At 66.0% G+C, this 26,000-nt stretch carries 22 protein-coding genes; 10 read left to right on the top strand and 12 right to left on the bottom strand.

The window, feature by feature from the left end; genetic code table 11:
- The first annotated feature begins 7 nt into the window (after positions 1 to 7).
- The gene (locus QF038_RS04865) at positions 8 to 1,489 is read left to right on the top strand and encodes a catalase (protein WP_307609156.1); all 1,482 of its coding nucleotides are present in this window, start codon (positions 8 to 10) and stop codon (positions 1,487 to 1,489) included.
- Positions 1,490 to 1,615: 126 nt separating this feature from the next.
- Positions 1,616 to 2,251, top strand: coding sequence for a DUF2461 domain-containing protein (locus tag QF038_RS04860; protein WP_307609155.1), 636 nt, complete (start codon positions 1,616 to 1,618; stop codon positions 2,249 to 2,251).
- Between the two features lie 2 nt (positions 2,252 to 2,253).
- Here QF038_RS04860 and QF038_RS04855 read toward each other — a convergent pair whose 3' ends face one another.
- The 8 genes from QF038_RS04855 to QF038_RS04820 form a co-directional block, all read right to left on the bottom strand.
- Positions 2,254 to 2,613 (bottom strand): nuclear transport factor 2 family protein, encoded by a 360-nt coding sequence (locus QF038_RS04855; protein ID WP_307613405.1) that lies wholly within the window; start codon positions 2,611 to 2,613, stop codon positions 2,254 to 2,256.
- 205 nt (positions 2,614 to 2,818) lie between these two features.
- Complete coding sequence (locus QF038_RS04850; protein WP_307609154.1) at positions 2,819 to 4,381, bottom strand: amino acid permease; 1,563 nt, start codon at positions 4,379 to 4,381, stop codon at positions 2,819 to 2,821.
- A 174-nt stretch (positions 4,382 to 4,555) separates the two neighbouring features.
- Positions 4,556 to 4,963 (bottom strand): DUF779 domain-containing protein, encoded by a 408-nt coding sequence (locus QF038_RS04845; protein WP_307609153.1) that lies wholly within the window; start codon positions 4,961 to 4,963, stop codon positions 4,556 to 4,558.
- A complete protein-coding gene (gene adhP, locus QF038_RS04840) occupies positions 4,963 to 5,985 on the bottom strand; it encodes an alcohol dehydrogenase AdhP (RefSeq protein WP_307609152.1) in 1,023 nt (340 codons plus the stop codon). Before adhP ends, QF038_RS04845 begins: the two co-directional genes overlap by 1 nt.
- Before the next feature lie 36 nt (positions 5,986 to 6,021).
- Entirely contained in the window at positions 6,022 to 7,545 is a 1,524-nt protein-coding gene (locus QF038_RS04835) for an aldehyde dehydrogenase family protein (RefSeq protein WP_307609151.1), read from the bottom strand.
- Between the two features lie 151 nt (positions 7,546 to 7,696).
- Positions 7,697 to 9,034 (bottom strand): helix-turn-helix domain-containing protein, encoded by a 1,338-nt coding sequence (locus tag QF038_RS04830; protein ID WP_307609150.1) that lies wholly within the window; start codon positions 9,032 to 9,034, stop codon positions 7,697 to 7,699.
- A gap of 105 nt (positions 9,035 to 9,139) precedes the next feature.
- Entirely contained in the window at positions 9,140 to 10,573 is a 1,434-nt protein-coding gene (locus tag QF038_RS04825; protein WP_307609149.1) for an FAD-dependent oxidoreductase, read from the bottom strand.
- A 105-nt stretch (positions 10,574 to 10,678) separates the two neighbouring features.
- Complete coding sequence (locus QF038_RS04820) at positions 10,679 to 11,677, bottom strand: DNA topoisomerase IB (RefSeq protein WP_307609148.1); 999 nt, start codon at positions 11,675 to 11,677, stop codon at positions 10,679 to 10,681.
- Positions 11,678 to 11,761: 84 nt separating this feature from the next.
- Here QF038_RS04820 and rarD point away from each other — a divergent pair, with 84 nt between their 5' ends.
- Positions 11,762 to 12,850 (top strand): EamA family transporter RarD, encoded by a 1,089-nt coding sequence (gene rarD / locus QF038_RS04815; RefSeq protein WP_307609147.1) that lies wholly within the window; start codon positions 11,762 to 11,764, stop codon positions 12,848 to 12,850.
- Between the two features lie 40 nt (positions 12,851 to 12,890).
- A complete protein-coding gene (locus QF038_RS04810; RefSeq protein ID WP_307609146.1) occupies positions 12,891 to 14,153 on the top strand; it encodes an NAD(P)/FAD-dependent oxidoreductase in 1,263 nt (420 codons plus the stop codon).
- Between the two features lie 81 nt (positions 14,154 to 14,234).
- Here QF038_RS04810 and gabT read toward each other — a convergent pair whose 3' ends face one another.
- Positions 14,235 to 15,605: a 4-aminobutyrate--2-oxoglutarate transaminase gene (gene gabT / locus QF038_RS04805; RefSeq protein WP_307609145.1), complete on the bottom strand. Its 1,371-nt coding sequence runs from the start codon at positions 15,603 to 15,605 to the stop codon at positions 14,235 to 14,237.
- 59 nt (positions 15,606 to 15,664) lie between these two features.
- Positions 15,665 to 17,095: a gamma-aminobutyraldehyde dehydrogenase gene (locus QF038_RS04800; RefSeq protein ID WP_307609144.1), complete on the bottom strand. Its 1,431-nt coding sequence runs from the start codon at positions 17,093 to 17,095 to the stop codon at positions 15,665 to 15,667.
- A 156-nt stretch (positions 17,096 to 17,251) separates the two neighbouring features.
- On the opposite strand from QF038_RS04800, the gene QF038_RS04795 reads away from it, so the two are divergent.
- A complete protein-coding gene (locus QF038_RS04795; RefSeq protein ID WP_307609143.1) occupies positions 17,252 to 18,688 on the top strand; it encodes a PucR family transcriptional regulator in 1,437 nt (478 codons plus the stop codon).
- 203 nt (positions 18,689 to 18,891) lie between these two features.
- Here QF038_RS04795 and QF038_RS04790 read toward each other — a convergent pair whose 3' ends face one another.
- Complete coding sequence (locus QF038_RS04790; RefSeq protein ID WP_307609142.1) at positions 18,892 to 20,457, bottom strand: CYTH and CHAD domain-containing protein; 1,566 nt, start codon at positions 20,455 to 20,457, stop codon at positions 18,892 to 18,894.
- A gap of 148 nt (positions 20,458 to 20,605) precedes the next feature.
- On the opposite strand from QF038_RS04790, the gene QF038_RS04785 reads away from it, so the two are divergent.
- The 3 genes from QF038_RS04785 to QF038_RS04775 all read left to right on the top strand — a co-directional run bounded on the left by QF038_RS04785 (position 20,606) and on the right by QF038_RS04775 (position 24,097).
- The gene (locus QF038_RS04785; protein WP_307609141.1) at positions 20,606 to 21,985 is read left to right on the top strand and encodes an MFS transporter; all 1,380 of its coding nucleotides are present in this window, start codon (positions 20,606 to 20,608) and stop codon (positions 21,983 to 21,985) included.
- A 6-nt stretch (positions 21,986 to 21,991) separates the two neighbouring features.
- A complete protein-coding gene (locus QF038_RS04780) occupies positions 21,992 to 22,672 on the top strand; it encodes a FadR/GntR family transcriptional regulator (RefSeq protein WP_307609140.1) in 681 nt (226 codons plus the stop codon).
- Between the two features lie 216 nt (positions 22,673 to 22,888).
- On the top strand, positions 22,889 to 24,097 hold the full coding sequence (locus QF038_RS04775; protein ID WP_307609139.1) for an AI-2E family transporter: 1,209 nt from the start codon (positions 22,889 to 22,891) through the stop codon (positions 24,095 to 24,097).
- 70 nt (positions 24,098 to 24,167) lie between these two features.
- Here QF038_RS04775 and QF038_RS04770 read toward each other — a convergent pair whose 3' ends face one another.
- Complete coding sequence (locus QF038_RS04770; RefSeq protein WP_307609138.1) at positions 24,168 to 24,704, bottom strand: hypothetical protein; 537 nt, start codon at positions 24,702 to 24,704, stop codon at positions 24,168 to 24,170.
- 154 nt (positions 24,705 to 24,858) lie between these two features.
- Between QF038_RS04770 and QF038_RS04765 the strand changes: the two genes are divergently transcribed.
- On the top strand, positions 24,859 to 25,149 hold the full coding sequence (locus QF038_RS04765; protein WP_091416212.1) for a hypothetical protein: 291 nt from the start codon (positions 24,859 to 24,861) through the stop codon (positions 25,147 to 25,149).
- A gap of 3 nt (positions 25,150 to 25,152) precedes the next feature.
- A complete protein-coding gene (locus tag QF038_RS04760; protein WP_307609137.1) occupies positions 25,153 to 25,980 on the top strand; it encodes a DUF1206 domain-containing protein in 828 nt (275 codons plus the stop codon).
- The last annotated feature ends 20 nt before the right edge of the window (positions 25,981 to 26,000 follow it).

Below are 26,000 nucleotides of genomic sequence, written 5' to 3'. Positions count from 1 at the left end.
GAGAACAATGACTGCCATTTCAACAACCCAGTCAGGTGCCCCCGTTACGTCCGACGCGCACTCGAAGTCAGTTGGTGCCGACGGTGCCATCATCCTGACTGACCACTACCTGGTGGAAAAGCTCGCCCAGTTCAACCGCGAGCGGGTGCCCGAGCGCGTAGTGCACGCCAAGGGCGGCGGTGCATTCGGTACGTTCAAGACCACCGAGGACGTGTCCAAGTACACGAAGGCAGCCTTCCTCCAGCCGGGCGCCGAAACCGAAATGCTGATCCGCTTCTCGTCCGTCGCGGGCGAGAACGGCTCCCCGGACACCTGGCGTGATCCCCGCGGGTTCGCCGTGAAGTTCTACACCTCCGAGGGCAACTACGACCTCGTGGGCAACAACACTCCGGTGTTCTTCATCCGCGACGGCATCAAGTTCCCGGACTTCATCCACTCCCAGAAGCGCCTGCCGGGCACCCACCTGCGCGACGCCGACATGCAGTGGGACTTCTGGACCCTGTCCCCCGAGTCCGCCCACCAGGTCACCTGGCTGATGGGTGACCGCGGCCTGCCCGCCTCCTGGCGTGAAATGCAGGGCTACGGCTCACACACCTACCAGTGGATCAACGCCGAGGGCGAGCGTTTCTGGGTCAAGTACCACTTCAAGTCCAACCAGGGCGTGAACTCCATGACCGGCGAGCAGGCTGAAGCCCTGGCCGGTTCGGACGCGGACTTCTACATCCGCGACTTGTCCGAGAACATCGAAGCCGGCAACTTCCCGTCCTGGGACCTGCACGTCCAGGTCATGCCCTACGAGGATGCCAAGACGTACCGCTTCAACCCGTTCGACCTGACCAAGGTCTGGCCGCACGCTGACTACCCACTGATCAAGGTGGGCACCATGGAGCTGAACCGGAACCCGGAGAACTACTTCGCGCAGATCGAGCAGGCCACCTTCGCGCCGTCGAACTTCGTTCCGGGCATCGCCGCCTCCCCGGACAAGATGCTGCAGGCCCGCATCTTCTCCTACGCGGACGCACACCGCTACCGCGTGGGCACCAACCACGCCCAGATCCCGGTGAACCAGCCCAAGAACCAGGTCAACAACTACAGCCAGGACGGCGCCGGACGTTACCTGTTCAACGCCCCCTCGGTTCCGGTCTACGCCCCGAACACCTTCGGCGGTCCGGCTGCCCTTGAGCCGCAGAACCCGGCCGGCGGCTGGGAGAACGACGGCGAGCTGACCCTCGCCGCGCACTCCCTCCACGCCGAGGACGGCGACTTCGTCCAGGCCGGCACGCTGTACCGCGAGGTCTACGACGACGCCGCCAAGGCCCGCTTCCTGGACACCATCACCGGTGCCGTGGGCGGCGTCAAGCGCTCCGACATCAAGGAACGCGCCATCCAGTACTGGACCAACGTTGACGCCGAACTCGGCGCCAAACTGCGCGCCAACCTCGGCGCTGCTCCGCTCTCCGAGGCAGAAGCCGCCAACAAGATCGGCTGATCCAGCCCCTCTCTGAGTTGCTGAAAACCACCCCGTCACGGGCTAACGTGGCGGGGTGGTTTTTTCTTTTCCACATAGCTGTTGCCGGCCATGGCTGACGTTGCCTGGTGTCCCTAGGATCGACGCATGACAACTTTCCAGGGCATCCCCGCCGGCGCCTTCGAGTTCTATCAAGAGCTGCAGGAGAACAACACCCGTGAGTGGTGGCTGGAGAACAAGGACCGCTACCAGATGCTGGTCCGGGAACCGTTCCTCGCATTGCTGGCCGAGCTGGAACCCAGGTTTGGTCCCGGCAAAATCTTCAGGCCAAACCGGGACATCAGGTTCTCCCAGGACAAGTCGCCATACAAAACGGCTCAGGGCGCCTTCGCGTCCGTCCAGGAAGGGGTGGGCTTCTACCTTCAGGTCAGCGCGGACGGGCTCCTGGTGGGCGGCGGATACCACTCCCACACTCCGGCGCAGCTGGCCCGGTACCGCAACTCCGTGGACGCCTCAGGAACGGGCGAATCACTGCGGCACATTGTCCAAGCCGTGACGGCTGCCGGTTTTATGGTGGAGGGAGAGAAGCTCAAGACCGTCCCGCGCGGGTATCCGCAGGACCACCGGCGGGCCGAACTCCTCAAACACAAATCCCTTTCCGCCGCTACCGACCTGGGGCAGCCGGCGTGGCTGGCCACTCCTGCCGCCGCCCAGGAGATTGCTGCTTTGTGGGATGAACTGCGGCCCCTGGTGGACTGGGTGGGCCGGCACGCCGCACCCTAGGCTCAACCGGCTGTGTCGGGAGCCAGTTCCACGTTGTAGGAGCGGATGCGGACCACCCGCCCGTCCATAAAGTCGTAGATATCGCAGGAGGCCACCCGGCTCAGGCTGCCATCGGCCGAGAGGTACCGGGCAACGCTGTCCACCACAACAGACGCAGGTCCGGAAACCATCCGGAACTGGTCGAACGTGGTCTGTACATCCTGCAGGTCCCGGGCGAGGGAGGAACAGACATCAACCACCGCCGGCTTGCCGGCCAGGACTTCCCCTCCCACAAGCTCCCAGGCAACATCGTCGTGGATCTGGGGCAGGGCCTCTTCAAACCGGTGGCTCGAAAAAGCCCTTGCCACCTGCTCCATCGTCATCTGCACAGGGCCCACGTTCCTTCCAGCCGCCCCGTGGCCCGCCGCCACAGGTGCACTTTTTATTGAACTGCAGACTCCGTCCTGCCGCACCCCCAATTCTAGCGGCGACCGGCAGGCAAACGCAGAACCGCCCGCCGATCCGAAGATCAGCGGGCGGTTCTGCGGTTCGTGCGTCAGCCGGGACCACTGTCAGGCGCGAGGCGGGTCAGGCGCGGGTCAGCTCGTCCTCGTCGTCGGCCGAGCCCGACGGAGTGCCAGCTTCCACAGGACCACCGTTGACGGCGGTGTTGGCCGTGGCAAACCTCTCGTTCAGGCGGGAGTGGCGCTGGCCGTAGGCGAAGTAGATCGCCAGGCCGATCGCCAGCCAGATGGCGAAGAAGATCCAGGTCTCTACGGCAAGGTTGGTCATCAGGTAAAGGCACAGCACGGCGGACACAACCGGCAGGACCTTGCCGAAGGGAACGCGGAACGCGGGCTTGAGGTCCGGGCGCTTCTTGCGGAGCACCAGGATGCCCAGGCTCACCACCACAAAAGCGGACAGCGTGCCGATGTTGATCATTTCCTCGAGCAGGTCCACGTTGGTCAGCCCCGCCACCAGGGCCACGGCGGCACCGCAAATGATCTGGAGGCGGACCGGCGTCGAGCGCTTGTCACTGGTCTTGGACAGCGCACGGGGCAGGAGGCCGTCGCGGCTCATCGCCAGGACCACCCGGGACAGGCCCATCAGGAGCACCATGATCACGGTTGTCAGGCCAACCAGGGAACCGAAGGCAATGACCTTGGCGGCGGAGGTGTCGCCTACGGCTTCGAAGGCCGTCGTGAGGGTGGGGCTCTTCGCCTCGGCCAGCTGCGTGTAGGAGACCATGCCGGTCAGGGCAAGCGATACCAGGATGTACAGCAGCGTCACCACGGCAAGTCCGCCGAAGATGCCGCGCGGAAGAGTTTTCTGCGGGTTCTTTACTTCTTCCGCGGAGGTGGCCACCACGTCGAAGCCGATGAAGGCGAAGAACACCAGTGCAGCGCCGGCGAAGATGCCCAGCGTCCCGTACTGTGCCGGGGCGGCTCCGGTGAGGAAACCGAAGAACGACTGCTTCAGGACATCCGCGGCGCCGGCACCACCGGTGGGCTCGGCGGCGGGAATGAACGGAGTGTAGTTTTCGAACTTCACGTACGTGAAGCCGACGACGATCACAAAGAGCACCACGCCGATCTTGATCAGGGTGAAGACGTTGCCCACGCGGGCGGACAGCTTCGTGCCCAGCACCAGCAGTACGGTGAACACGGCAACGATAAGGAAGGCGCCCCAGTAGAGGTCCACCCCGCCCAGCGAGATTGCCGGCGGAATGTCGGCACCCATCAGCGCGAACACCTTGCTGAGGTAGATGCCCCAGTACTTGGCGATCACCGCTGCGGCCGTGAAGAGCTCAAGGATCAGGTTCCAGCCGATGATCCAGGCAAGCAGCTCACCCATCGTGGCGTAAGTGAACACGTAGGCGGAGCCTGCCACCGGGATGGCGGTGGCGAACTCGGCGTAGCACATGATGGCAAGGGCGCAGGTGACGGCGGCGATGGCGAAGGACAACGTCACGGCAGGGCCGGAGAAGTTGGCTGCGGCCTTGGCACCAACGGAGAAGATACCGGCACCCACAGCCACCGCAACGCCCATAATCATCAGGTCCCACGTGCTGAGGGACCGTTTGAGCTTGCGTCCGGGTTCATCGGCGTCAGCGATGGACTGCTCGATTGATTTGGTCCGGAGAAGGTTCATAGGGGGATCACAATCCTGATTTCTGATGGAAACAGACCTATCAACGATAGTGTCCATCCACTGGACGGTCCCAATTGTTCCGAATGGTGAGACGGCGGTGCGGCCAAACTTTGTTCTGCATAAAGCGCTTGAGGCCCTCCAGATGGAGGACCTCAAGGCTGTAGGGCCGAAGGGCTAGGCCGGCCAATCCATCAGTGCGGACCGCATCAGGAACCGCTTGCCTTCCGGCGCTTCCACGGAGAATCCGCTGCCCCGCCCCGGCACCACGTCAACGGTCAGGTGCGTGTGGTTCCAGTAGTTGAACTGCTCCCGGGACATCCAGAACTCCAGCGGCTGCGGCTCCAGCCCCTCGGACACATCAAATATGCCCAGCAGCACATCCGAGTCCCCGGTCAGGAAGTCTCCGGCCGGGTAGCACATGGGCGAGGATCCGTCGCAGCACCCGCCGGACTGGTGGAACATGAGCGGCCCGTGCCGGACCCACAGCAAGCGCAGCAACTCCGCGGCGGCCGGCGTGAGCGCCACCCGGGAGAAATCCTCCCCGGGCAGCGTCACTGCAGCATCGATGCTGTCCGCGGTCATCAGAACCTCAGGACCACGCGGCCGTCGATTTTGGCGTGTTTCATCTCGTCAAAAACCGCGTTGACCTCGGCGAGTTCCCGGACGGAGACCGTGGGATGAATCTTGCCCTGGGCGTAAAAGTCCAGGGCCTCCTCCAAGTCCTGCCGGGTTCCCACGATCGAGCCGCGGACCGTCAGGCCCTTGAGCACAATCTCGAAGATCGGCGCCGGGAAGTCCCCCGGTGGCAGCCCGTTGAACACAATCGTGCCGCCGCGGCGGGCCATTCCAATGGCCTGCCCGAATGCTGACGGGTGCACTGCAGTGACCAGGACTCCATGGCAACCTCCGGTTTCACGCTGGATCACTTCCACGGGGTCTTCGTGCAAAGCGTTGACCGTCAGTTCGGCCCCGTGTGCCTTGGCGAGGGCGAGCTTATCGTCCGCGATGTCCACGGCAGCAACCCGCAGGCCCATAGCGACGGCATACTGTACGGCGATATGCCCCAGCCCGCCGATGCCGGAGATGGTCACCCACTGACCCGGCTTGGCTTCGGTCATCTTCAGGCCCTTGTAGACGGTGACACCGGCGCAGAGCACCGGTGCCACCTCGACGGGGTCGGATCCCGCCGGTATCCGGGCGGCGAAGCGGGTATCGACGAGCATATATTCGCCGAAGGACCCGTCCACGCTGTAGCCGCCGTTCTTCTGCGCCTCGCAGAGCGTTTCCCAGCCGGTGCGGCAGTATTGGCAGTCACCGCAGGCGGACCACAGCCAGGCGTTGCCCACCATGTCCCCGACCGCAAGGTCGGTGACGCCGTCCCCGAGTGCCACCACTTCACCTACTCCCTCATGCCCGGGAACAAAGGGCGGCGAGGGCTTGACCGGCCAGTCGCCTTCGGCGGCGTGCAGATCCGTATGGCAAACACCCGTGGTGAGCACCTTGACCAGGGCCTCCCCGGGTCCGGGCGTCGGGATGGGGAGGTCCTGGATCTGAAGGTCGGTGCCGAATTCGTTTACTACTGCTGCTTGCATTGTCGTCGTCATTGGCGAAATCCTTGCGTCGTTGTAGCGGTGGTGGGGTTAGAAGAAGCCGAGCTTGTTTTCGTTGTAGCTGACCAGCAGGTTCTTGGTCTGCTGGTAGTGGTCCAGCATCATGGCGTGGTTCTCGCGCCCGATGCCCGAGGACTTGTAGCCGCCGAACGCGGCGCCCGCCGGGTAGGCGTGGTAGTTGTTGACCCAGACGCGGCCGGCCTGGATTTCGCGGCCGGCGCGGTAGGCGATGTTGCCGTTGCGGGACCAGACGCCGGCGCCGAGGCCGTACAGGGTGTCGTTGGCCAGGCCCATGGCGTCGTTGTAGTCGCTGAACTTCGTGACTGCCACCACCGGGCCGAAGATCTCCTCCTGGAAAATCCGCATCTTGTTGTGGCCCTCAAAGACAGTGGGCTGGACGTAGTAGCCGCCGGCCAGGTCGCCGGGCAGTTCGGCCCGGCTGCCGCCGGTGAGGACCTTGGCACCTTCCTGCTTGCCGATGTCGATGTACGAGAGGATTTTCTCGAGCTGGTCATTGGAGGCCTGGGCGCCCACCTGGGTTTCGGTGTCCAGGGGGTTGCCCTGCACCATTTTCTCCACCCGTGCCACGGCGTCGGCCATAAAGGATTCGTAGATGTCCTCCTGGACCAGGGCGCGGGACGGGCAGGTGCAGACTTCGCCCTGGTTGAAGGCGAACAGCGCGAAGCCTTCCTGTGCTTTGTCGTAGAACGCGTCGTTGTCCTGGGCTACATCGTTGAAGAAGATGTTCGGGCTCTTGCCGCCCAGTTCCAGCGTGACGGGGATGAGGTTCTGGCTGGCGTACTGGCTGATCAGTCGGCCGGTGGTGGTCTCGCCGGTGAAGGCGATCTTGCGGATCCGGGGGCTGGATGCCAGTGGCTTGCCGGCCTCCACGCCGAAGCCGTTGACGATGTTCAGCACGCCTGCGGGCAGCAGGTTGCCGATGAGTTCCACGAGGACCAGGATGGAGCTCGGCGTCTGCTCGGCCGGCTTGAGCACCACGGCATTGCCGGCGGCGAGCGCCGGCGCAAGCTTCCAGACGGCCATCAGGATGGGGAAGTTCCAGGGAATGATCTGGCCGACGACGCCGAGCGGCTCGTGGAAGTGGTAGGCGGTGGTGTCGTCGTCGAGCTGGGAGAGCCGGCCCTCCTGGGCACGGACGGCGGAGGCGAAGTAGCGGAAGTGGTCGGCGGCCAGCGGGATGTCGGCGTTGAGGGTTTCCCGGATGGGCTTGCCGTTGTCCCACGATTCGGCGACGGCGAGCATTTCCAGGTTCTCGTCGATCCGGTCGGCGATCTTGTTCAGGATGGCGGCGCGCTCGGCAACCGACGTCTTGCCCCAGGACGGTGCAACCTTATGGGCCGCGTCCAGCGCCAGGTCGATGTCTTCTGCAGTCCCGCGGGCAACCTCGCAGAAGGCCTTGCCGGTGACGGGCGTGATGTTTTCGAAGTACTGGCCCTTGACCGGGGCCACCCATTCGCCGCCGATCCAGTTCTCGTAGCGATCCTTGAAGGTGACCTTCGAACCCTCGGTACCGGGCTGGGCGTAAACAGTCATTGCTAGCTCCTTTGCTGTGCAGAGGGCGGCTCTTGCTGCTGGCGGCCGCCGTTGGAATCAGCGTAGGAGCGTGCAGGTTGCAGTCAGGTTGCAACGTCCCGGAGCTTGGCCGGCAACCTGGTTTCGACAGGCTCAACCACCGGCACGCCGCTTAGCCCAGTTCGGCTTCCAGCCGTTCCAGGTCCGCGACGACGGCGGCCCGCTTGGGTGAGCGGGCGGGCAGGAGGCGCAGGGCGGCGCGGCGGACCCCGACGTCGTCCCTTGCCTCGGGAAGTTCGGCGTACTTGAGCAGCGACTCAGCGCTGCCGTCCGTGAGGACCGCCTCTCGCAGGAGTAACGAGACCTTGTCCCGCAGCTCCACGACACCAGGCGCCTCGGACCGGGGCAGGACAGCGCCGCGGTAGATTTCCAGGGCGATGCGGTGCGCGCCGCGCTGCAGGCAGCTCAGCACCTGGCCGCTGTCCGGCACCACATCCACCGGAAGTCGATAGGGCCGGGAACCAGGAACGGCATCGGGACTCAGTTGCTGGAGGACTTTGCGCAGGCGCACCATTTCGGCCCTCAGGGTGATGGTGGAACCCTCACCGGGATACAGCAGGACGCCCAGTTCCTCAGCAGAAAGCCCGTCGGGGTGGGTGCTGAGCAGCGCCAGGATTTCGCTGTGCCGGGCGGAAAGAACAATGGTTTTTCCTTCCAGGCTGAGCAGTGCCTGGTCGCGGCCCAGCAGCTGCAGGCTGTTCCGGTACAGGCTGCCTTCCTTGACCCCCTGCCCCGGTGCGCGGGACGCAGAAGCCGTGGCCCGGCGTCGTGCCGGCCTCTTCGCAAGCTCCGCGGCAAGCTGAAGGCGCTCCACCCGCAACTGTGCCTGGGCGGCCGCTACAGTTGCCTCCACCAGCGACAGGGTATGCGGCGCCACCGCCGTGGCCGTGCCCGTGATGTCCACGACGCCGAGGACGGCACCGGAATCGGGGTCATGAAAGGGCACCGCGGTGCAGCTCCAGGGATGTACCGCCCGCTGGTAATGCTCAGCGCCGGCGATCTGGATGCCACGGCCCAGGGCAAGGGCGGTTCCGGGTGCGCTGGTGCCCACTGTGGCCTCGGACCAGTCGGCGCCGGCAACAAACATCATGCCCTCTGCCCTGCGCTGCAACGCCGGGTCCCCTTCCACCCAGAGCAGCCGGCCCACTTCATCCCCCACCGCCACCAGCAGTCCACTGTCGTGGCTGGGCTGGACCAGGAGTTTGCTGATGACCGGCATGATGGCGGCCAGGGGATGCTGGCTGCGGTAATCCTCGAGCTCATCCCGGTCCATGGCCAGCGGGGCGGCAGGGTTGTCCGGGTCCGCCTTGAATCCGGCGGAACGCTGCCACGACTCGCGGATCAGGCTGCGCAGTCCGCTCTGGGCATCCTGGAGGGAGCCGGCGTCGAGCAGCTCGTGGGCGGCAAGGGCGCCGCGCTGAAGCGGTTCCGGCTGGATCAGGTTCTTCATCGAACTCCTGTGCTGCCTGTAGGCACGGCGTTGCCATGCCGGCCAAGGGGTGGTGGCAATTCTAACCCTGCCCTCCTCCCCCACCTAGGGGGTGGAAGCGGCTGGTCAGCCGCGGGAGATGCGGATCATCTCCTCGCGCGGCACCACCTTAATGCGTTCGCGCACCACGTGGTCCAGGCCCTCGGGGCCGGTCCAGGCTGCGCCCAGGCCCGCTTCGTGGGCATCGAGTTTGTTCCAGCCTTCCCAGGTGGTGTATTCGATGCCGCGTTCCTCCAGCAGGTCGATGATGGCCTGCGGATCGGGGTTCTGCGCGGGCGGCAGGGTGAGCCGGTCCTCGAGGAGGAAGCCGATGGTCTCCAGTGCGTCGCCCTTGGTGTGGCCGATCAGGCCCACGGGCCCGCGCTTGATCCACCCGGTGGCATAGATCCCGGGCACCGGATTGCCCTCGGCGTCCAGCACACGGCCGCCCTCGTTGGGGATGACCCCGCGCTTGGCGTCGTACTCCAGTTCGTCCAGGGCAGAGCCGTGGTAGCCGATGGCGCGGTAAACGGCCTGCACGGGGTAGTCGATGAACTCGCCGGTGCCTTTGGCGTTGCCCGTACCGTCAAGCTGCATGCGCTCAAACTTGATGCCTGCCACCTTGCCCGACCCGCCGTCGTCGTAAATCTCAACGGGGCTGTGCAGGAAGTGCAGGTGCAGCCGGCGGGAGGAGGGGTTCTCCGACTCGGTGTGCTCCTCCACCAGCCAGTTGGTGAGCGTGTTCACCATGGTCTTGATCTGGTTGTTGCTGCGGATGGCCTCGTCGGAGGCTTCATCGAACTCGAAGTCCTCCGGGTAGAGCACGATGTCCACATCATTCATGTGGCTGAGCTCCCGCAGCTCCAGCGGCGTGAACTTCACCTGGGCCGGACCGCGGCGGCCAAACACGTGCACGTCCGTCACCGGCGAACCCTTCAGCCCCTGGTAGACGTTGTCCGGGATCTCGGTGCTGAGCAGCTCTTCCGGGTGCTTGACCAGCATGCGCGCCACGTCCAGTGCCACGTTGCCGTTGCCGATGACGGCGATCTCCTTGGCGTCCAGGGGCCAGTCCCGCGGCACGTCCGGGTGCCCGTCGTACCAGGACACAAAGTCGGCTCCGCCGAAGGAGCCCTGCAGGTCTATGCCCGGGATACCCAGGTCCGCATCCTTGACGGCGCCGGTTGAGAAGATGACGGCGTCGTAGAAGGCGCGGAAATCGTGGAGGGTAAGGTCCCGTCCGTAGGTGACGTTGCCCAGGAACCGGATGTCGCCGCGGTCCAGGACCTTGTGCAGGGCGTTGACGATGCCCTTGATGCGGGGGTGGTCCGGGGCCACGCCGTACCGGATCAGGCCGTACGGCGCGGGGTAGGCCTCAAAAAGGTCGATGCTGACTTCGAAGTCGCCGTCCTTCACGCCACTGGACTTTGTGAGGATGTCCGCAGCGTAGACTCCTGCCGGCCCGGCGCCCACGATGGCTACCCGGAGCGGACGTGTGGGGGTGGTTTCGCCGTGGTTGGACACTCGGAGCCCTTCTGACCGATGAGGATGCGCAGGTAGGAGCAGCGCACAGTCATTCATTCTAATTGGCCTGCTGGTCCCGTTGCGGGCTGGCGGCAAATGCAGGCCTTATCCGCTTTTGGCCAGCGGAACCACGTCGCCTTCGCGGTAGAGCAGCGCGCGCAGCTCCGCTTCGGCGGAGTCCGGCCGCTTGGGGTCGATGGTTTCGCCCTCGTGGTAGTGGTCCACCACGCGGGGGTCCACATAGCTTTTGCGCGCGATCGACGGCGTGTTCCCCAGCACCTCCGCGGCGTCGATCATCGCCCGGCTGATGGCCCTCTTCCGCTTCGCCGCCGTTCTTTGTGGGCCCGTCCTGGCGAGGCTGGCGGCCGCCGCCACCGTACCCCGCAGGGTCCGGAAGTCCTTGGCGGTAAAGTCCGAGCCCGTCCGCTCCTTCACGTAGGCGTTGATGTCAGCGCTGGTGACCGGCCGCCATTGCCGCCCATCCTTGTACGCCAGGAGCCGGGCGTTGGGACCCCGCCGCTTGAGCAGGCGCAGCAGGGCGGCAAGGTCGGCGTCGCGGATTTCCGACTCCCAGTCCTTGCCGCTCTTGGCAGGGAACCTCAGCAGGATCCGGTCCTTGCGAACCTGGACGTGCGCGCAGAGCAGGGTGGCCAGGCCGCGGCTGCCGTTTTCGTTGGTGTACCGCTCGGACCCCACCCGCAGCGATCCGCTGTCCAGCATCCGGAAGGCCGCCGCAAGGACCCGGTCATGTGAAAAGCCTTCGCTGCGCAGGTCCATGGTCACCCGACGGCGGGCGGCCGGGAGCGATTCGGCCAACTGGAGGGACCGGTCGAATTTCAGCCGGTCCTTCCGCTCCCGCCATTCGGGGTGGTAGATGTACTGCCGCCGGCCCACTGCGTCCACGCCGGTGGCCTGGATGTGCCCGTTTTCGAACGGGGCAATCCACACGTCCGTCCAGGCCGGCGGTATTCCGATACTTTCCAGCCGGTCGCGGACGGGGCCCGGGGGCAGGGTGGAGCCGTCCAGGTCCCGGTAACTAAAACCCTTGCCCGCCGCCACCCGGCGGTAGCCGCGGCCCGAAGCGTTGCTGCGCCGGAGCCTCATGGAGCGGTCTCCGGCCGGTCGGCGTAAGTCATAAAAGCAAGCCTACTGACTATTTGGCGGAATACCCGTCCTGGAAGTGATGTTATGGGTGTTGTGCCCTCTCCCGATGGATCCTCCTCCCCCGCCCATGTCCCCGCACCGGCTACCCCAACGTCCTCGCCAGGGCCGGCATCCGCAGCACCTGCAGCACCAGTAAGCACGCCGCCTGCAGGCGGCGCCGGCATCAAGGGGGCGCCCAAGGCAGTGGACAAGGACACGACGGCGGGGATCCTGTTCGGCATCGGCGCCTACGGACTCTGGGGGCTGCTCCCGCTGTACTTCTTTGTGCTGATGCCGGCAGGTGCCGTCGAAATTGTGGCCAACCGGGTGGTCTGGTCATTGCTGTTCTGTGCGCTCCTCATCACGGTGACCCGTTCATGGGGCACCCTGTCCCGGGCACTGCGTGACCGTTCCGTTCTTGGCACGCTTGCCGTAGCCGCTTTCCTGATCGCCATCAACTGGCTGACCTACACCTACGGGGTGACCACGGGACAGGCTGTGGAGGCATCACTGGGATACTTCATCAATCCGCTGGTTTCCGTCATGCTTGGCGTGCTGGTACTGAAGGAAAAACTGCGGCCGCTGCAGTGGGCGGCCGTCGCCATCGGCTTCATTGCGGTAGGAGTGCTCACATATTCCTATGGAAAGCTCCCGTGGATTGCACTGACGCTCGCCTTCAGTTTTGGCCTGTACGGTTTCGTGAAGAAGCGGGTTGGTCCCAAGGTGGATGCCGTCACCAGCCTCAGCGTTGAAACAGTGGTGCTGGCTCCGTTTGCTGCAGCCACCATGATCTACCTGGCGTCGGCCGGAACCGCCACCCTGACCACACAGGGGCCCGGCCATTTCTGGCTTCTGCTGGCTTCCGGCGTGATCACCGCGGTGCCGCTGGTGTTCTTCGGTGCCGCGGCACGCAGGCTCCCGATGACCACCATCGGGCTGCTCCAGTATTCAGCACCCGTTCTACAGTTCATCCTGGCGCTGCTGGTGTTCAAGGAAGCAATGACCGTGGACCGCTGGATCGGGTTCGGCGTGGTGTGGCTGGCGCTGCTGGTCCTGACCGTGGACATGCTGCGCACCGCACGCAAGACCTCCGTGGCCCGCCGGAGGAGCAAGGCTTCCCTGAAATCCACCTGACCCACTGTTGCGGGGAAGCCCGGCGGAGTAGGTTGCTCGGATGGAGGACTCATATCAGGTCATCGTGATCGGGGCAGGATTCGCCGGCATCGCCGCAGCCAAGGAACTTGGCCGCAAGGGCGTTCGGGTACTTCTGATCGACTCGAACAACTACCACCAGTTCCAGCCTCTGCTGTACCAGGTGGCCACGTCCCAGATCGGAGTGTCAGCCATTGCCCGGCCCATCCGGTCGGTTTTCCGGCGCCGCAGGAACGTCAGGGTCCTGACGGCGGAGGTGTCGGCCGTCGATGCCGCAAACCACACCGTCACCACAGCCGAGGGTGACACATTCCGCGCGCAGATCCTGGTGGTTGCCGTTGGTGCCGTCCCCAACTTTTTCAATATCCCCGGCGCGGCGGAGCATACCTTCCCGCTGTATTCGGTCACGGATGCAACCCGTCTCGGAACCAGCGTGACCCGGCTGCTGGACCGGGCGGACCGGGAGCCGGACGCGCCAGTGGAAATGGTTGTGGTGGGCGGCGGGCCTACCGGTGTGGAGACGGCCGGGGCCTTGGCGGAAAACATCAAATTCGTCGTGGCCAAGTATTTCTCCCCCGAACTGGCTGCGCGGTGCCGCGTGCACCTGGTGGACATGGTCCCCACAGTCCTCACCATGTTTTCGGCGAAGTCCCAGGAGTACACCCGGCAGCGCCTGGCAAAGATCGGCGTCCAGATGCACATGGGTGTGGGCGTCACGGAAGTGCGGGACGGTGGCGTGACGCTGGCTGACGGGACGGACATCCCGGGAGGAATCGTGGTCTGGGCCGGCGGGCTTAAGGGCGGTGACCTCTTGGCCGGGTCGGGGCTGCCCCAGGGGAAAGGCGGCCGCATCGATGTCCGCACCGACCTGACCGTTCCCGACGTCGAGGGCGTCTACGTCATTGGCGATGCCGCCAACATCACCGATTCAACCGGGGCCAAGCTGCCGCAGCTCGGCTCAGTGGCCCAGCAGGCCGGTAAGTGGGCCGCCCGCAACATCCACGCAGACCTCAATGGCGGCACCCGGCAGCCGTTCCGCTACGTGGACAAGGGCTACATGGCCATGATCGGGCGGGGAGCGGCGGTGGCTGAACTTGGCCGGCAGCGCATGCAGCTCCAGGGGCCCCTGGCCTTCCTTTCCTGGCTCCTGGTGCACCTGGCGCTCCTGTCCGGATTCCAGCAGAAAATCCGGGCCCTGTTTTCCTGGCTTAACGGGTACGTCCTGCACAGTCCCGCGCAGGTGGTTATCGGCGGGCCGGATAACGGCAACCGACAGCTGTCTTAAAACCCCTGGGCCCCGGAACGGTAGTTCCGGGGCCCAGGTTTTGTTCGCGCCGTTGCGAGGGGACGCTAACTCTATTGGCGGCTAGGCATTGGCCTTGATGGCTGCCGCCAGGACCTCCAGGCCGTCGTTCAGCAGTTCATCGGTGATGACCAGCGGCGGCAGGAGGCGGATGACGTTGCCGTAGGTGCCGCACGTCAGGATGATGACGCCTTCCTTCAGGCAGGCGGCGGCAACGGCCTTGGTCAGTTCCGGGTTCGGTTCCTTGGAGCCGGCCTGGACCAGTTCGATGGCCAGCATTGCGCCGCGGCCGCGGACTTCGCCGATGACGCCGGTTCCGGCGGCAACCAGTTCCTGCTGCAGTTCCCGAAGCCGGGTAGTGGCGAGGGCCTCAATGTGGCGGGCACGGCCGTTCAGGTCGTACTCCTCCATGGATCCGATGGAGGCAAGGGCGGCGGCGCAGGCCACCGGGTTGCCGCCGTAGGTGCCGCCCAGTCCGCCCGGGTGCACGGCGTCCAGCAGGTCCGCGCGGCCGGTGATGGCGGACAGGGGCATGCCGCCGGCAATCCCCTTGGCCATGGTCATGATGTCCGGGATGACGCCTTCGTGGTTGACGGCGAACCATTCACCGGTGCGGCAGAAACCGGACTGGACCTCGTCGGCGATGAAGACGATGCCCTTGTCCTTGGCCCACGCAGCCAACGCCGGCAGGAAGCCCTCGGCGGGGACGATGAAGCCGCCCTCGCCCTGGATGGGTTCGATGATGATCGCGGCAACCTGGTCTCCGCCGATCTGCTTTTCGATCATGGTGATGGCGCGCTTGGCGGCCTCGGCACCGGTGATCTCCGGGTTTTCCTCCCGGTACGGGTAGCTCATGGGCATGCGGTAGACCTCCGGCGCGAACGGGCCGAAGTTGGTCTTGTAGGGCATGGCCTTGGCGGTCAGCGCCATGGTGAGGTTGGTGCGGCCGTGGTAGGCGTGGTCGAAAGCCACTACGGCGTCACGTCCGGTGGCGAGGCGTGCCACCTTGATGGCGTTCTCCACTGCCTCCGCGCCGGAGTTGAAAAGGACGGTGCGCTTCTCGTGGTCGCCCGGGGTGAGGCGGTTCAGCTGCTCGGCGACAGCCACGTAGCCTTCGTAAGGCGTGACCATAAAACAGGTGTGCGTGAAGTGCTCCACGGCTTCCTTCACGGCACCGACGACGGCGGGGTCGGACGCGCCCACGCTGGTCACGGCGATGCCGGAGCCGAGGTCGATGAAGGAGTTGCCGTCCACGTCGTGGATGATGCCGCCGTCGGCGTCTGCAACGTAAACCGGGACGCCGGAGGCGACCCCTGCGGCGACGACGGACTTGCGCCGTTCGGCCAGGGCCAGCGACTTGGGCCCCGGGAAGTCGGCCTGGACGCGGCGCTTCTGCTCCAGGCGGAAGGTGATGTCTGATGCGGTGGTGGTCATGGGAGGCCTTTCAGGAATTGCGGGAAGCGTTGGGGAGTGGTGCCGTTGGCGCGGACGCGTCAGGCGTCCAGCGCACTCATCACATGCTTGATGCGCGTGTAGTCCTCGACGCCGTACATGGAGAGGTCTTTGCCGTAGCCGGATTGTTTGAAACCGCCGTGGGGCATTTCGGCGGTGAGCAGGATGTGGGTGTTGATCCAGACGGCGCCGAAGTCCAGGTCGCGGCTCAGGCGCATGGCGGTGCCGTGGTTGGAGGTCCAGACGCTGGAGGCCAGGGCGTACTCCACGTCGTTGGCCAGCTCCACCGCTTCTTCCTCGGTGCTGAACTTCTGCACGGTGATGACGGGGCCGAACGTTTCCTGCTGGACTATGCTGTCCGTCTGCTTCGCACCGGTGACGATGGTGGGCTCAAAGAAAAAGCCCTTCTCCCCCGCCTGGTGTCCGCCGGTTTCGATCCGGCAGTGCGCCGGCAGGTTTTCCACTACCGAGCTGACCTGCTTGAAGTGGTTGATGTTGTTCAGCGGGCCGAAGTAGTTGTCTTCGTCGTTCTGCGAGCCGGTGTGCAGGGTCTTGGTGTGCTCCACCATGGCGGCCACAACGTCGTCATGCACTGATTCCTCCACCAGCACCCGGGTGATGGCGGTGCAGTCCTGGCCCGCGTTGAAGAAGGCGAACTCGGCGATGGCCGCGGCGCTCTTCTTGATATCCGCATCCTTGAACACGATGGCCGGCGCCTTGCCGCCCAGCTCCAGGTGCGCGCGCTTGAGGCTCTTCGCCGCACCGGAGGCGACGGCGATGCCGGCACGGACGGAGCCGGTGATGGACACCAGGCCGGGGACCTTGTGGTCCACCATCATGGCGCCGGTCTGGCCTGTGCCCAGCACAACGTTCAGGACGCCGGCGGGGAAGATCTCACCGGCCAGGCGGGCCAGGACAAGGGTGGACTCCGGGGTGGTGTCCGAGGGCTTCAGCACAACGGTGTTGCCGGCGGCCAGCGCGGGGCCGATCTTCCAGATGGCCATCAGGAACGGGTAGTTCCAGGGGGCCACCTGGGCCACAACCCCGATCGGTTCGCGGCGCACGTAGGAGGTGTGGCCCTCGAAGTACTCACCGGCGGACTTGCCCTCGAGGATGCGGGCCGCTCCGGCGAAGAAGCGCAGCTGGTCGGCGCCGGCGGCGACTTCCTCAGAGGCGATCAGGGAACGCACCTGGCCCGTGTTGCGGTGCTGCGCCTCCACCAGTTCGTCGCTGTTGGCCTCGACCGCGTCGGCGAGCTTGAGCAGCATCAGCTGGCGCTGGCCGGGCGTGACGTGCTTCCAGCTCTTGAAGGCTTCCTTTGCTGCGGCCATGGCAGCGTCCACATCCTGCTGGTTGGAGATGGGCGAGTGCGCCACCACTTCACCGTTGGTGGGGTTCACGATGTCCAGCGTGCCGCTGCCGGCAGGCGTGACAAAAGAACCGTTGATGAAGTTCTGCAAGGTTTGGACCACGGTGTGCAACCTCTTTCCTGGGGGCCATCGGCGTCGAAACTGATGGATCTGACTGCCTTGAGCCTATGCCAGCACCCCTGCCCAGTGAATAGCCACCTGCACACCCTTCCTGCCGCTTTTTAGTGCGGTTGACTAGCGCCCGTTTATCCTTGGTTCATGGCCATTTCCCTTGCTGCCCTCCTGGGTGTCAAATCCCTGAACCTGTCCAAAGTGGGAGTCGCCGAGACCACCTGGCACGAGGACATCAATTGGGTGGCAGTGACCGAGCTGGAGGACCCGCAGCGCTTCATCAACGGCGGCGAACTGATCCTCACCACCGGCCTGCGGCTGAAATCGGCCCCCGAGCAGCGGCGTTTTGTCCGGCAGGTACAGCGGGCCGGCGCCGTGGGCATCGGCTTCGGCGTGGGGCTGTCGCACGAGGCGGTGCCGCCGGCCCTGCTCGCTGAGGCCAACCGCTGGGGCCTGCCCGTGGTGGAAGTGCCCTACGAGACACCGTTTATCGCCATCGGCAAGCTGGTGGCCGACGCCCAGTCCGCGGACCACTACGCCAAGCTGGAGCGGCTGATCGCCGGCCACCAGGTACTGGCGCGCGCACTGTTGACCGGCGGCGGCCTGGCCGAGCTCCTGAAACACCTCGGCGGCATGCTTCGGACGGACATCGCGCTCACCCAGTTCACGGCACAGCTGTACAACAGCACCAAGGACACCCCGCAGGCCGATACCTGGGCCTCCTACCCCATCCCCACCGGCCGGCGGGATGCCTGCACCCTCTGGGTCCGCAAGCCCTTTGAGGACTCCGGCATCATCGGGTACGCCCAGAACCTGATCAGTGTTGAGCTGAACAACATGGTCAAGCAACGCCAGGCCGAGCGCGCCCTGTGCGGGCAGGTGCTGGAGGACGTGATCCACGGGGCGCTGGAGACCAGCGAGGCGCAGCGCCGCCTGGCCGGCGTGGGCGTCAACAGCACGCGCAAGAACGTGGTGCTGCTGGCCGTTTCCGCCGCCCATCACAAGGCCCTGGTGAGCACCTCGGTGCCGCGGGAACTGGAGAAGTCCGTTGCCGCCGTCGTGGGCAAGGACCTGATGCTGGTGATGAACGACGACGGCGGGGCGGCGCCGTCGCTGGCGCGGAAGCTGAGCGACCACCTGGCGGAGGCGGGGATTCATGCCACGATCGGCATCGGCGGCGCGTACACCAAGCCGAACGGCCTGCGGTGGAGCTACTTTGAGGCGCGGGACGCGGCCAGCCACGGACTGCCGGTCAACGAGCCGGAGCGGCTCAGCCTGACGTCGCTGCTGCTGGCCAGTGAGGACGTGCCGCTGGCGGACATGGCCCACGAGTCCCTGAATCCGCTGCGGACCTTCGACGCCACCCATGGTGCCGAGCTGATGACCACGCTGGAAAGCTACCTGAATAACAACGGCTCCGTGGCCGCCGTCGCCGAGGAACTCACCCTGCACCGGAACACGGTCAGGTACCGGCTGGCGCAGATCACCGAACTGACCGGCTACGACCCCGCGGTCACCACGGACCGGGTGCAGCTCTGGCTCGCCCTCGCGGTGGCCCGGCTGTCCGCCCGGCAGGGGAAGTAGCCGCTGCACCGCCCGGTGCGATCGGCCAACGGATGGGCCCACGCCTGGGCCCACGCTACCGAGGGCCCCAATAGAGCTTGCGAGATTGGGGAGGCAGCGGGGAGGGTTCCCTGGCCGAGCTTGCGAGGCTAGGGAGCGGGTGGATGGGCCCACGCCCGCAGGGTTCCCTGGCCGAGCTTGCGAGGCTAGGGTGCGGGTGGGGACTACAGAACCCCGCGCCGCAGCAGGCCACGGGACTTTTTCCGGGCCTTGCGGTACTTGGCCTCGGCCTCGTCCATGACGTCGGCCTGGCGCGCCCGGAGCACCGCCAGCGCCTCGGCCGTGGCCTCCGCCAGGGCAGGGCCCGCTTCCAGGTCCTGCAGCAGCTTCCGGGCCACCACGGCGTCGTGGAAGCCGCCGAGGATTTTCTGCTGCTTGTGGGCGGCCTTGGCCACTTTCCCGGCGCGTTTGCCCTTCACCAGCGCCGCCAGCTCGGCCAGGTGCCGCAGCCGCTTGGCCTCCTTGCGGACCTGGTGGAGCGCGTTTTCGTAATCCGTGCCGCGCCGGGCCTGGCGGGCGGCCTTCTGCGAGCGCCGCAGCCTGCGCACGGACTTGTCCACGGCTTTCACGGCGAGCCGTCGACCTGCCGCCACCTCGTCCGCCCTGACCGGCGGGTTATCACGGAAGTCTTCAAGGTTGTCCAGCAGCCGAAAATACCGCTCGGACTCCAGGGCCTTGTGTACCTTGCGGTAACCGGCGTCGAATGCCGCTCCGGCCTTGCGCTCCACCTGCTCGCGGACCGCGTCCGTGGCGTCCCCCGGCGGAAGCCCGGCCAGTTGGCTGCGCAGCCCTGCCAGAACCACCTCGGCGTCCCGCGGATCGCCCAGCAGCTGGCCCAGCCAGTCCAGCTCATCCCGCAAGCGCCGGACGGGCGTGGCCCGGTACAGCTTCTTGTACGCGGCCAGCACCGACCGGAGCCGGCGGATGGCGGACCTCATGTTGTGGATGCCCTCGGGTTCCTCCAGCCTCACCGCGGCGTCCTCGGCGAGGAGCCGGCGCAGTTGCCCGGTCACGTAGACGGTGACGACGGCGGCGGCCGGCGCCTTCTTTCCGGCCTGGAGTTCCGTCGGGGCTGCCTGGCCTTCCAGGGCCGTGGCCGCCTTTGACGCGCCCCCGAGGGCCCGGGCCAGCTTGGATGCGTGGCCGGCCGGCCTGGCTCCCGCAGCCAGGAGCAGCGGCTCGGCGGGCTCGAACAGCTCCGGCCCGCCGTGAACCAGTTCGAGTTCCCACTCGCGCCAGCTCTGCGGCTGTTCTTCCGCGTCTCCGGGGCGCAGGCGGGTTGCCTCCACCCTGTCATCTGCCAGGTCCGCCAGGTGCGTCCCGTCCCCGGCGTACAGCGCGTGGGTGGTACGCCGGGTCTGAAGCCGGACTGCTGGCCTCACGTCGGCTCCCCGGAGGTGAGCCTGGACATGCGCCAGCAGGCTGTCAGGCACGACGCCGGGCTGGCCCAGCGGTGCGTGCACCTCGCGGCGGTGCTGGGGCTCTGTTCCAGTGGTTGCTTCCGGCGGCAGCTTCAGGTGCCAGCCGGCGTCGGTCCCGCCGGTGCGGCGGCGCAGGGTGATGCGGCGGGAGGCGAGCGTGTGCTTGTCCGTATCGAAGTAGACGGCTTCCAGGACGGCAGTATGGGGCGTCCCAACGCTGGCCACGCCCGGCAGTTCTTCCAGCGCGGGCACTGTGGCGTCATCACCGACGTCGTACTTCTTCTCGATCTCAATTCCCTCGGAAGCCATCACAGCCGTCCCTCCGCATTCCTCACGCATGGCCTGGACGGATTGGCGCCCCAGCCCCCGCTGGCAGTCTATTGCCCCCGCAGGCAGGGGCGGGAGAGCTTGACCACAAAACTGGAAACATCAAACGTCTAACCTTTAGCCTAGAAAGATGGCCGCCACTCCCCCTTCCCCTGCAGCCCCTTACACCGCACATGCTTCGGCGCCTGCCACTGCTTCGGCGCAGGTGCGGGCCGCCGCGCCTGCTGTTGCAGGCACTTCGGTAGGCGAGGCAACCAAGCCGCGCTCCGCCGTCGTGTTCGGCGTGATAGCTCTGGTTCTCATCGGACTCAACCTGCGGGCGGGCATCACCGGGGCATCCGCGCTTCTGCACGACCTGCAGACCGTACTGGGTTACGGACCCCTCGTGGCTGCCATCATCCCCTCCATCCCCACACTCTGCTTCGCCCTGGCCGGCGCCGCCACCTCCTGGCTGACGGGCAAACTGGGCGTGGAGAAGGCCATCCTGCTGTCACTCTCCATGCTGGCCGGCGGGCTCCTGCTCCGCGGCATCCCCGCCACCGGAATGCTGGTGCTGGGCAGCGTGGTGGGAATGTCCGGGCTGGCAGTGTGCAACGTGGCCATGCCGTCCTTCATCCGTGAGCACTTCGCGCACAAGACCTCGCTCATGACTGCCGTATATACGGTGACCATGACCACCGGAGCCACTGTCACGGCTGTCGCCGTGGTTCCGCTGGCACAGGCCCTCGGATCGCCGTCCGCGGCCGTCGGCGCCATTGGAATCACCGCCGTCGCCGCTTTCCTCGGCTTCCTCCCCGTGGCCCTGCACGCACACCGCAACAGCACCCGGTCCGCGGCCCGGCATGTGTCCCCCTGGCCGCTGCTGCGGACCCGGAAAGGGCTGCTCCTGACCGCAATTTTCACGCTCCAGGCCCTGCTGGCCTATGCCTTGCTGAGCTGGTTCCCGTACATGCTCACCACCATGGGCATGAACGCCTCGGACAGCGGGCTGATGTTCGGGCTGATGCAGCTGGTGTCCGTTCCTGCGGGCATGCTGCTCATCGCCATTGGTTCCCGCCCCCGGATGCTGCGCCCGGCGTTTTACCTGGTCAGCATCACCATGGCCGCGGGGCTCGCCCTGCTCCTGGTCCTGCCGGTGGCGCTGGCCGTTGTTCCCGCCGTCCTGCTGGGGTTCGGCCTGGGCATCTTCCCGCTGGTGATGGTGATGATCAGCCGGAGCGGAGCCAGCACGGCCGAAACCACAGCACTGTCCACCCTTGCCCAGTCCAGCGGATACCTGCTCGCCACCGCCGGTCCTTTCGGCATGGGCCTGCTGCACAGCGCCACTGGCGGCTGGATCCTGCCCCTTTCCCTGCTGCTGGCCCTGGCACTGGTCCAGATTGTGGTGGCGCACCTGATCACGGGCAGCGCCATGACCCGCGGCGCAACTGGCACCGTTGCCGTCCGCACAGCCGGATCTCCTGCGGCCGAATCTCCAGCGGCCGAATCTCCCGCGGCCGGGAGGAAATAGGACGCCATGGCGCTCAGTACCTCCCACCGTCCGCCGCTTGCCGAGGAAGTCACGGCAAAGCTTCGCGCCATGATCCAGTCCGGTGACTGGCCCCTCCACCAGCGCATCCCCTCCGAGACCGGACTGATGACTGATCTGGGTGTCTCGCGGGGCACCCTCCGCGAGGCCATCAAGGCACTGGCGCACAGCGGCATGCTGGAAGTCCGCCGCGGAGACGGCACCTACGTCCGCGCCACCAGCGAGATCTCCGGCGCCGCCCGCCGCATGTACCAGGACCACACGGAGGCGCACATCCTGGAAGTCCGCCTCGGGCTGGACACCCAGGCGGCCCGGCTCGCGGCGCGCCACGCCACGTCCGACGACGTCGCGGCCCTGCGCGCCCTCCTCACCGGCCGGGCCCACGCCTGGGCCAGCGAAGACTATGCAGCCTGGGCACGGGCCGACTGGGGCTTCCATGAGCGGGTGGCCCAGGCGTCCGGCAACCCCCTGCTGCATGAGCTCTACATCAGCTTCGGCGCCGTGGTCCATGAGGACATGCTCAAGCAGCTCCTCCGGCCTGGATTCGACGGGCTCCAGCACGAGGGGCATGATCTCCTGCTCGAGGCCATAGAGCAGGGCGATGAGGAAGGGGCCGTGGCCACCGTAAACCGAAACCTCAACTCCTGCGCGGAGTGGCTGGCGGCGTAGCCCCTCCCCTTTCGAGTTTTTGTTCTTATATGCAGGCTTATCGGCAGGTGAAGCCTGCATACGTGGACAAAAACTCGCATTACCGGGGGAAGTCAAGCGGCCCGGGGTTTCACCCGGCCCTAATCGGTCAGTAGGCTTACTATCTGACGAAGGTTGTCTTCCTGGCGTGCTCTAACACGCGCACCAGGGTACCCGCCAACGAATGAGGAGTTCCCTATGGCGCGAGCACGCCTGACCGAACAGGTGCCGGGCACCGATACCCCGCAGCCGCTATCGGCGCCACATCCAAACGGGCACGAAGCGGCCGCGGCTCCAAAGAAACGCCCGGCCAAACAGCCCAGCGCACTCTGGACTGACGGGCTGGGCAGGGTGGGCACCCGGGCAGCCCAGGTCCTGCTGATCCTGACGGTGGCGGTGGTGTCCGTCTACGCGCTGATGCAGATCAAACTCCTGGTCATCCCGGTCCTGATCGCACTGATCCTGGCCGCGGCGATCGGGCCGTTCGTCAACATGCTCCGCCGCCGCGGCATCCCCGGCGGAGTGGCCACAGGCCTCGCTTTCGTGGCATTGCTGGCCGTGCTCGCAGGCATTTCCACCGTGATCTATTTTTCGGTCCGCAACCAGTGGGGCGAGCTGGCGGCTCAGGCTTCCTCTGGACTGGATGAGCTGGAACAGTTCCTGCTGACCGGTCCGGTTCCCATCGAGCAGGAACAGCTGGACCAGGCGCGCGAAGGGATAGTGCAGTTCGCCACCAGCAGCCAGGTCCGGTCCGGCGCCATCACCGGCCTGTCGGTGGTCACCGAATTCATTGCCGGGGCCAGCCTGATGGTGGTCATCCTGTTTTTCTTCCTCAAGGACGGCGCGAAAATCTGGACCTTCTTCCTCCGGCCCTTCAGCGGGCAACGGGAAGCGAAGCTGCGCCGGGTAGGGAGCCGGACGCTGGAAGTGCTGGGCGGGTACGTCCGCGGCACCGCCATCGTGGCCCTGGTGGACACTGTGGCCATCGGTGCCGCCCTGCTGATCATGCAGGTTCCACTGGCCTTTCCACTGGCCATCATCGTGTTCATCGGCGCATTCATTCCGCTGGTGGGCGCCACGGTGGCCGGCATCCTGGCCGCCCTTGTGGCGCTGGTGGCGAACGGCCCGGTTGTTGCGCTGATCGTGGTGGCCGTGGTGGTGGCGGTCAACCAGCTCGAAGGCGACCTCCTGCAGCCGATCGTGATGGGCAAGTCGCTGCAGCTCCACGCACTGGTAATCCTGATGGCACTGACCGCCGGCACCATCCTGGCCGGCATCGTAGGGGCCGTGTTGTCGGTGCCGCTGACCGCCGTCGCGTGGGCCATCATTCAGGTATGGACGGCGGAGGATCCAAACCTGGAGGACATGAACCCGGACCTGCCTCCCCCGCACAGCCAGCCGGTCTAGCCTCCGGAGGGGACGTACGACGACGGTCCGGCACCTGGGTGCCGGACCGTCGTCATACGTTCTCGTTGCGTTAGCGCTGCAGGCCCGCGAACACGTTCTTCGGCCGCTGCATCTCGCCGTGCTTCGCGCCGAGGATGACCACCAGGCCGGCGAACGCCGGGATGACCCACTGCAGCACCTTGAGCTGCTGCTGCGCCGCCTTCAGTTCGTCCGAGGCGTCCGGCCGCGGCTCCGTGGCACCCTCGGCGCCCTGATCGGCCAGCTTCTCCACCTTCTTGCCAAGGATGCCGGAGTACAGCGTCACAGCAGCGCCCACCACCGTCACCGCCGTCTTGATCACCGTGTCCCGCGCAACGCCGTCCTGCTTGGCAATGCGCTCCTTGTTTTCCCAGGCAATGGCAAGGTCCGCCACCAGGTGGGAGGCGAACGCGGCCGTCTGGAAGGGAGCCCACTTCATCCACCCGGCACTGGAGAGCCGGGTCCGCTCTGACGGCTCCCTGGCCGCCGCTGCCGCGCCGTTCAGGCCGATGGCACCCATCAAGGATCCACCGAACCATGCTGCTGCCGTCAGATCGTGAACCGACCGGGCAATAAGATTTCCTGCCATGATGTGCATTCCTAACGTTGAACTGGTTACAGATGCCGTGCCTGCGGACCTCTCTTGCCGTGTCCCCTCAAGGTCATGGTGCGCCTATGGTAAGCACACTTACTAATGTTACGAAAGCCCGTCTTGTACAGGCACAACGCGTAATATCTTGGGCATGGGTACTACAGGGAGTTTGTTCGGCTGGGCCTTTGGTGACCCCGCCCGTGAAGATGACGGCAGCTACGTGGAAAAGCTTCAGCGCGAAGCGTTCGGGAATGCGCGGGACACTGCCAAAGCCAAGGGCGTGGCAGTGGTGCCGGGCACCGAAGTCTTCACCGTGCTAAGCGGAAACGATTCCCTCGTGGAGCTGGAGAACGCCCCCGGGCAGCTGGTGGTCCGCTGCACCGTCCACGTCGAGGGACCAGGCGCGGAGAAGATCCGCGCCGAAGGACCCATGAACGGCTAAGCAATGTCGGACAGCGACTCCACCCTCAGCCAGGCAGCGGACGCCGTCGAGGAGGCCTCGAACCACCCGGCCCTCGACGTCCTGGCCCGGGCCGGGTTCGCAGTCATGGCGCTGCTGCACGTCATCATCGGGGCCATCGCCATTGCGGTGGCCTTCGGCCAGCCCGGAGAGGCGGAGCCCACGGGCGCCATCGAACAGCTCGCGGCCAATGCGTGGGGACCGGCCGTGATGTGGGGCTGTGTGGCTGCGTGCCTCGGCCTTGCTTTATGGCAGGCCAGCGAAGCCACACTCCGGGCCCGCCGCCTTCCCCGCAAGGAGCGGCTGGCCAAGCTGGTTTCCTCGGGCTTCCTGGCCATCGCCTACGGGAGTGTAGGCCTCAGTTTCGCGGGTTTCGCCGTCGGGCTGCGGGGCGACTCCAGTGAAAGCACCCGCGATTTCAGTGCTTCGCTGATGGGAACTCTCTGGGGGCTGTGGGCGCTGGTGGCGTTGGGCCTGACCATCGTCGGGATCGGCGTGTACTTCGTCTTCAAGGGCATCCGGCGGGGGTTCAAGGAGGAACTCTTCCACTTCGACGGCACCCGGCGCGGGCGGCTTATCGACAGCCTGGGCATCTCAGGCCATATCGCCAAAGGCGCTGCCCTGTGCCTCACCGGGCTTCTCTTTGTGATCGCGGCCGCGAAGCATAACGCCAACGAATCCACGGGCTTGGATGGCAGCCTCAAGGCGCTCCGGGACCACCCCTTCGGCCCCTACCTGCTGGTTGCCATCGGGGCCGGATTCATCGCCTACGGAATTTTCGCCCTCATCCGGTCGCGCTTCGGGCGGATGTAGCTCCACTACAGGAAGGAACG

Origin of the sequence: Pseudarthrobacter sp. W1I19, assembly GCF_030817835.1 — a bacterium.
In the GTDB taxonomy this organism is placed as follows: domain Bacteria; phylum Actinomycetota; class Actinomycetes; order Actinomycetales; family Micrococcaceae; genus Arthrobacter.
Note: the sequence above shows the minus strand (reverse complement) of the source record. Positions and strands in the feature narration are given on the sequence as shown.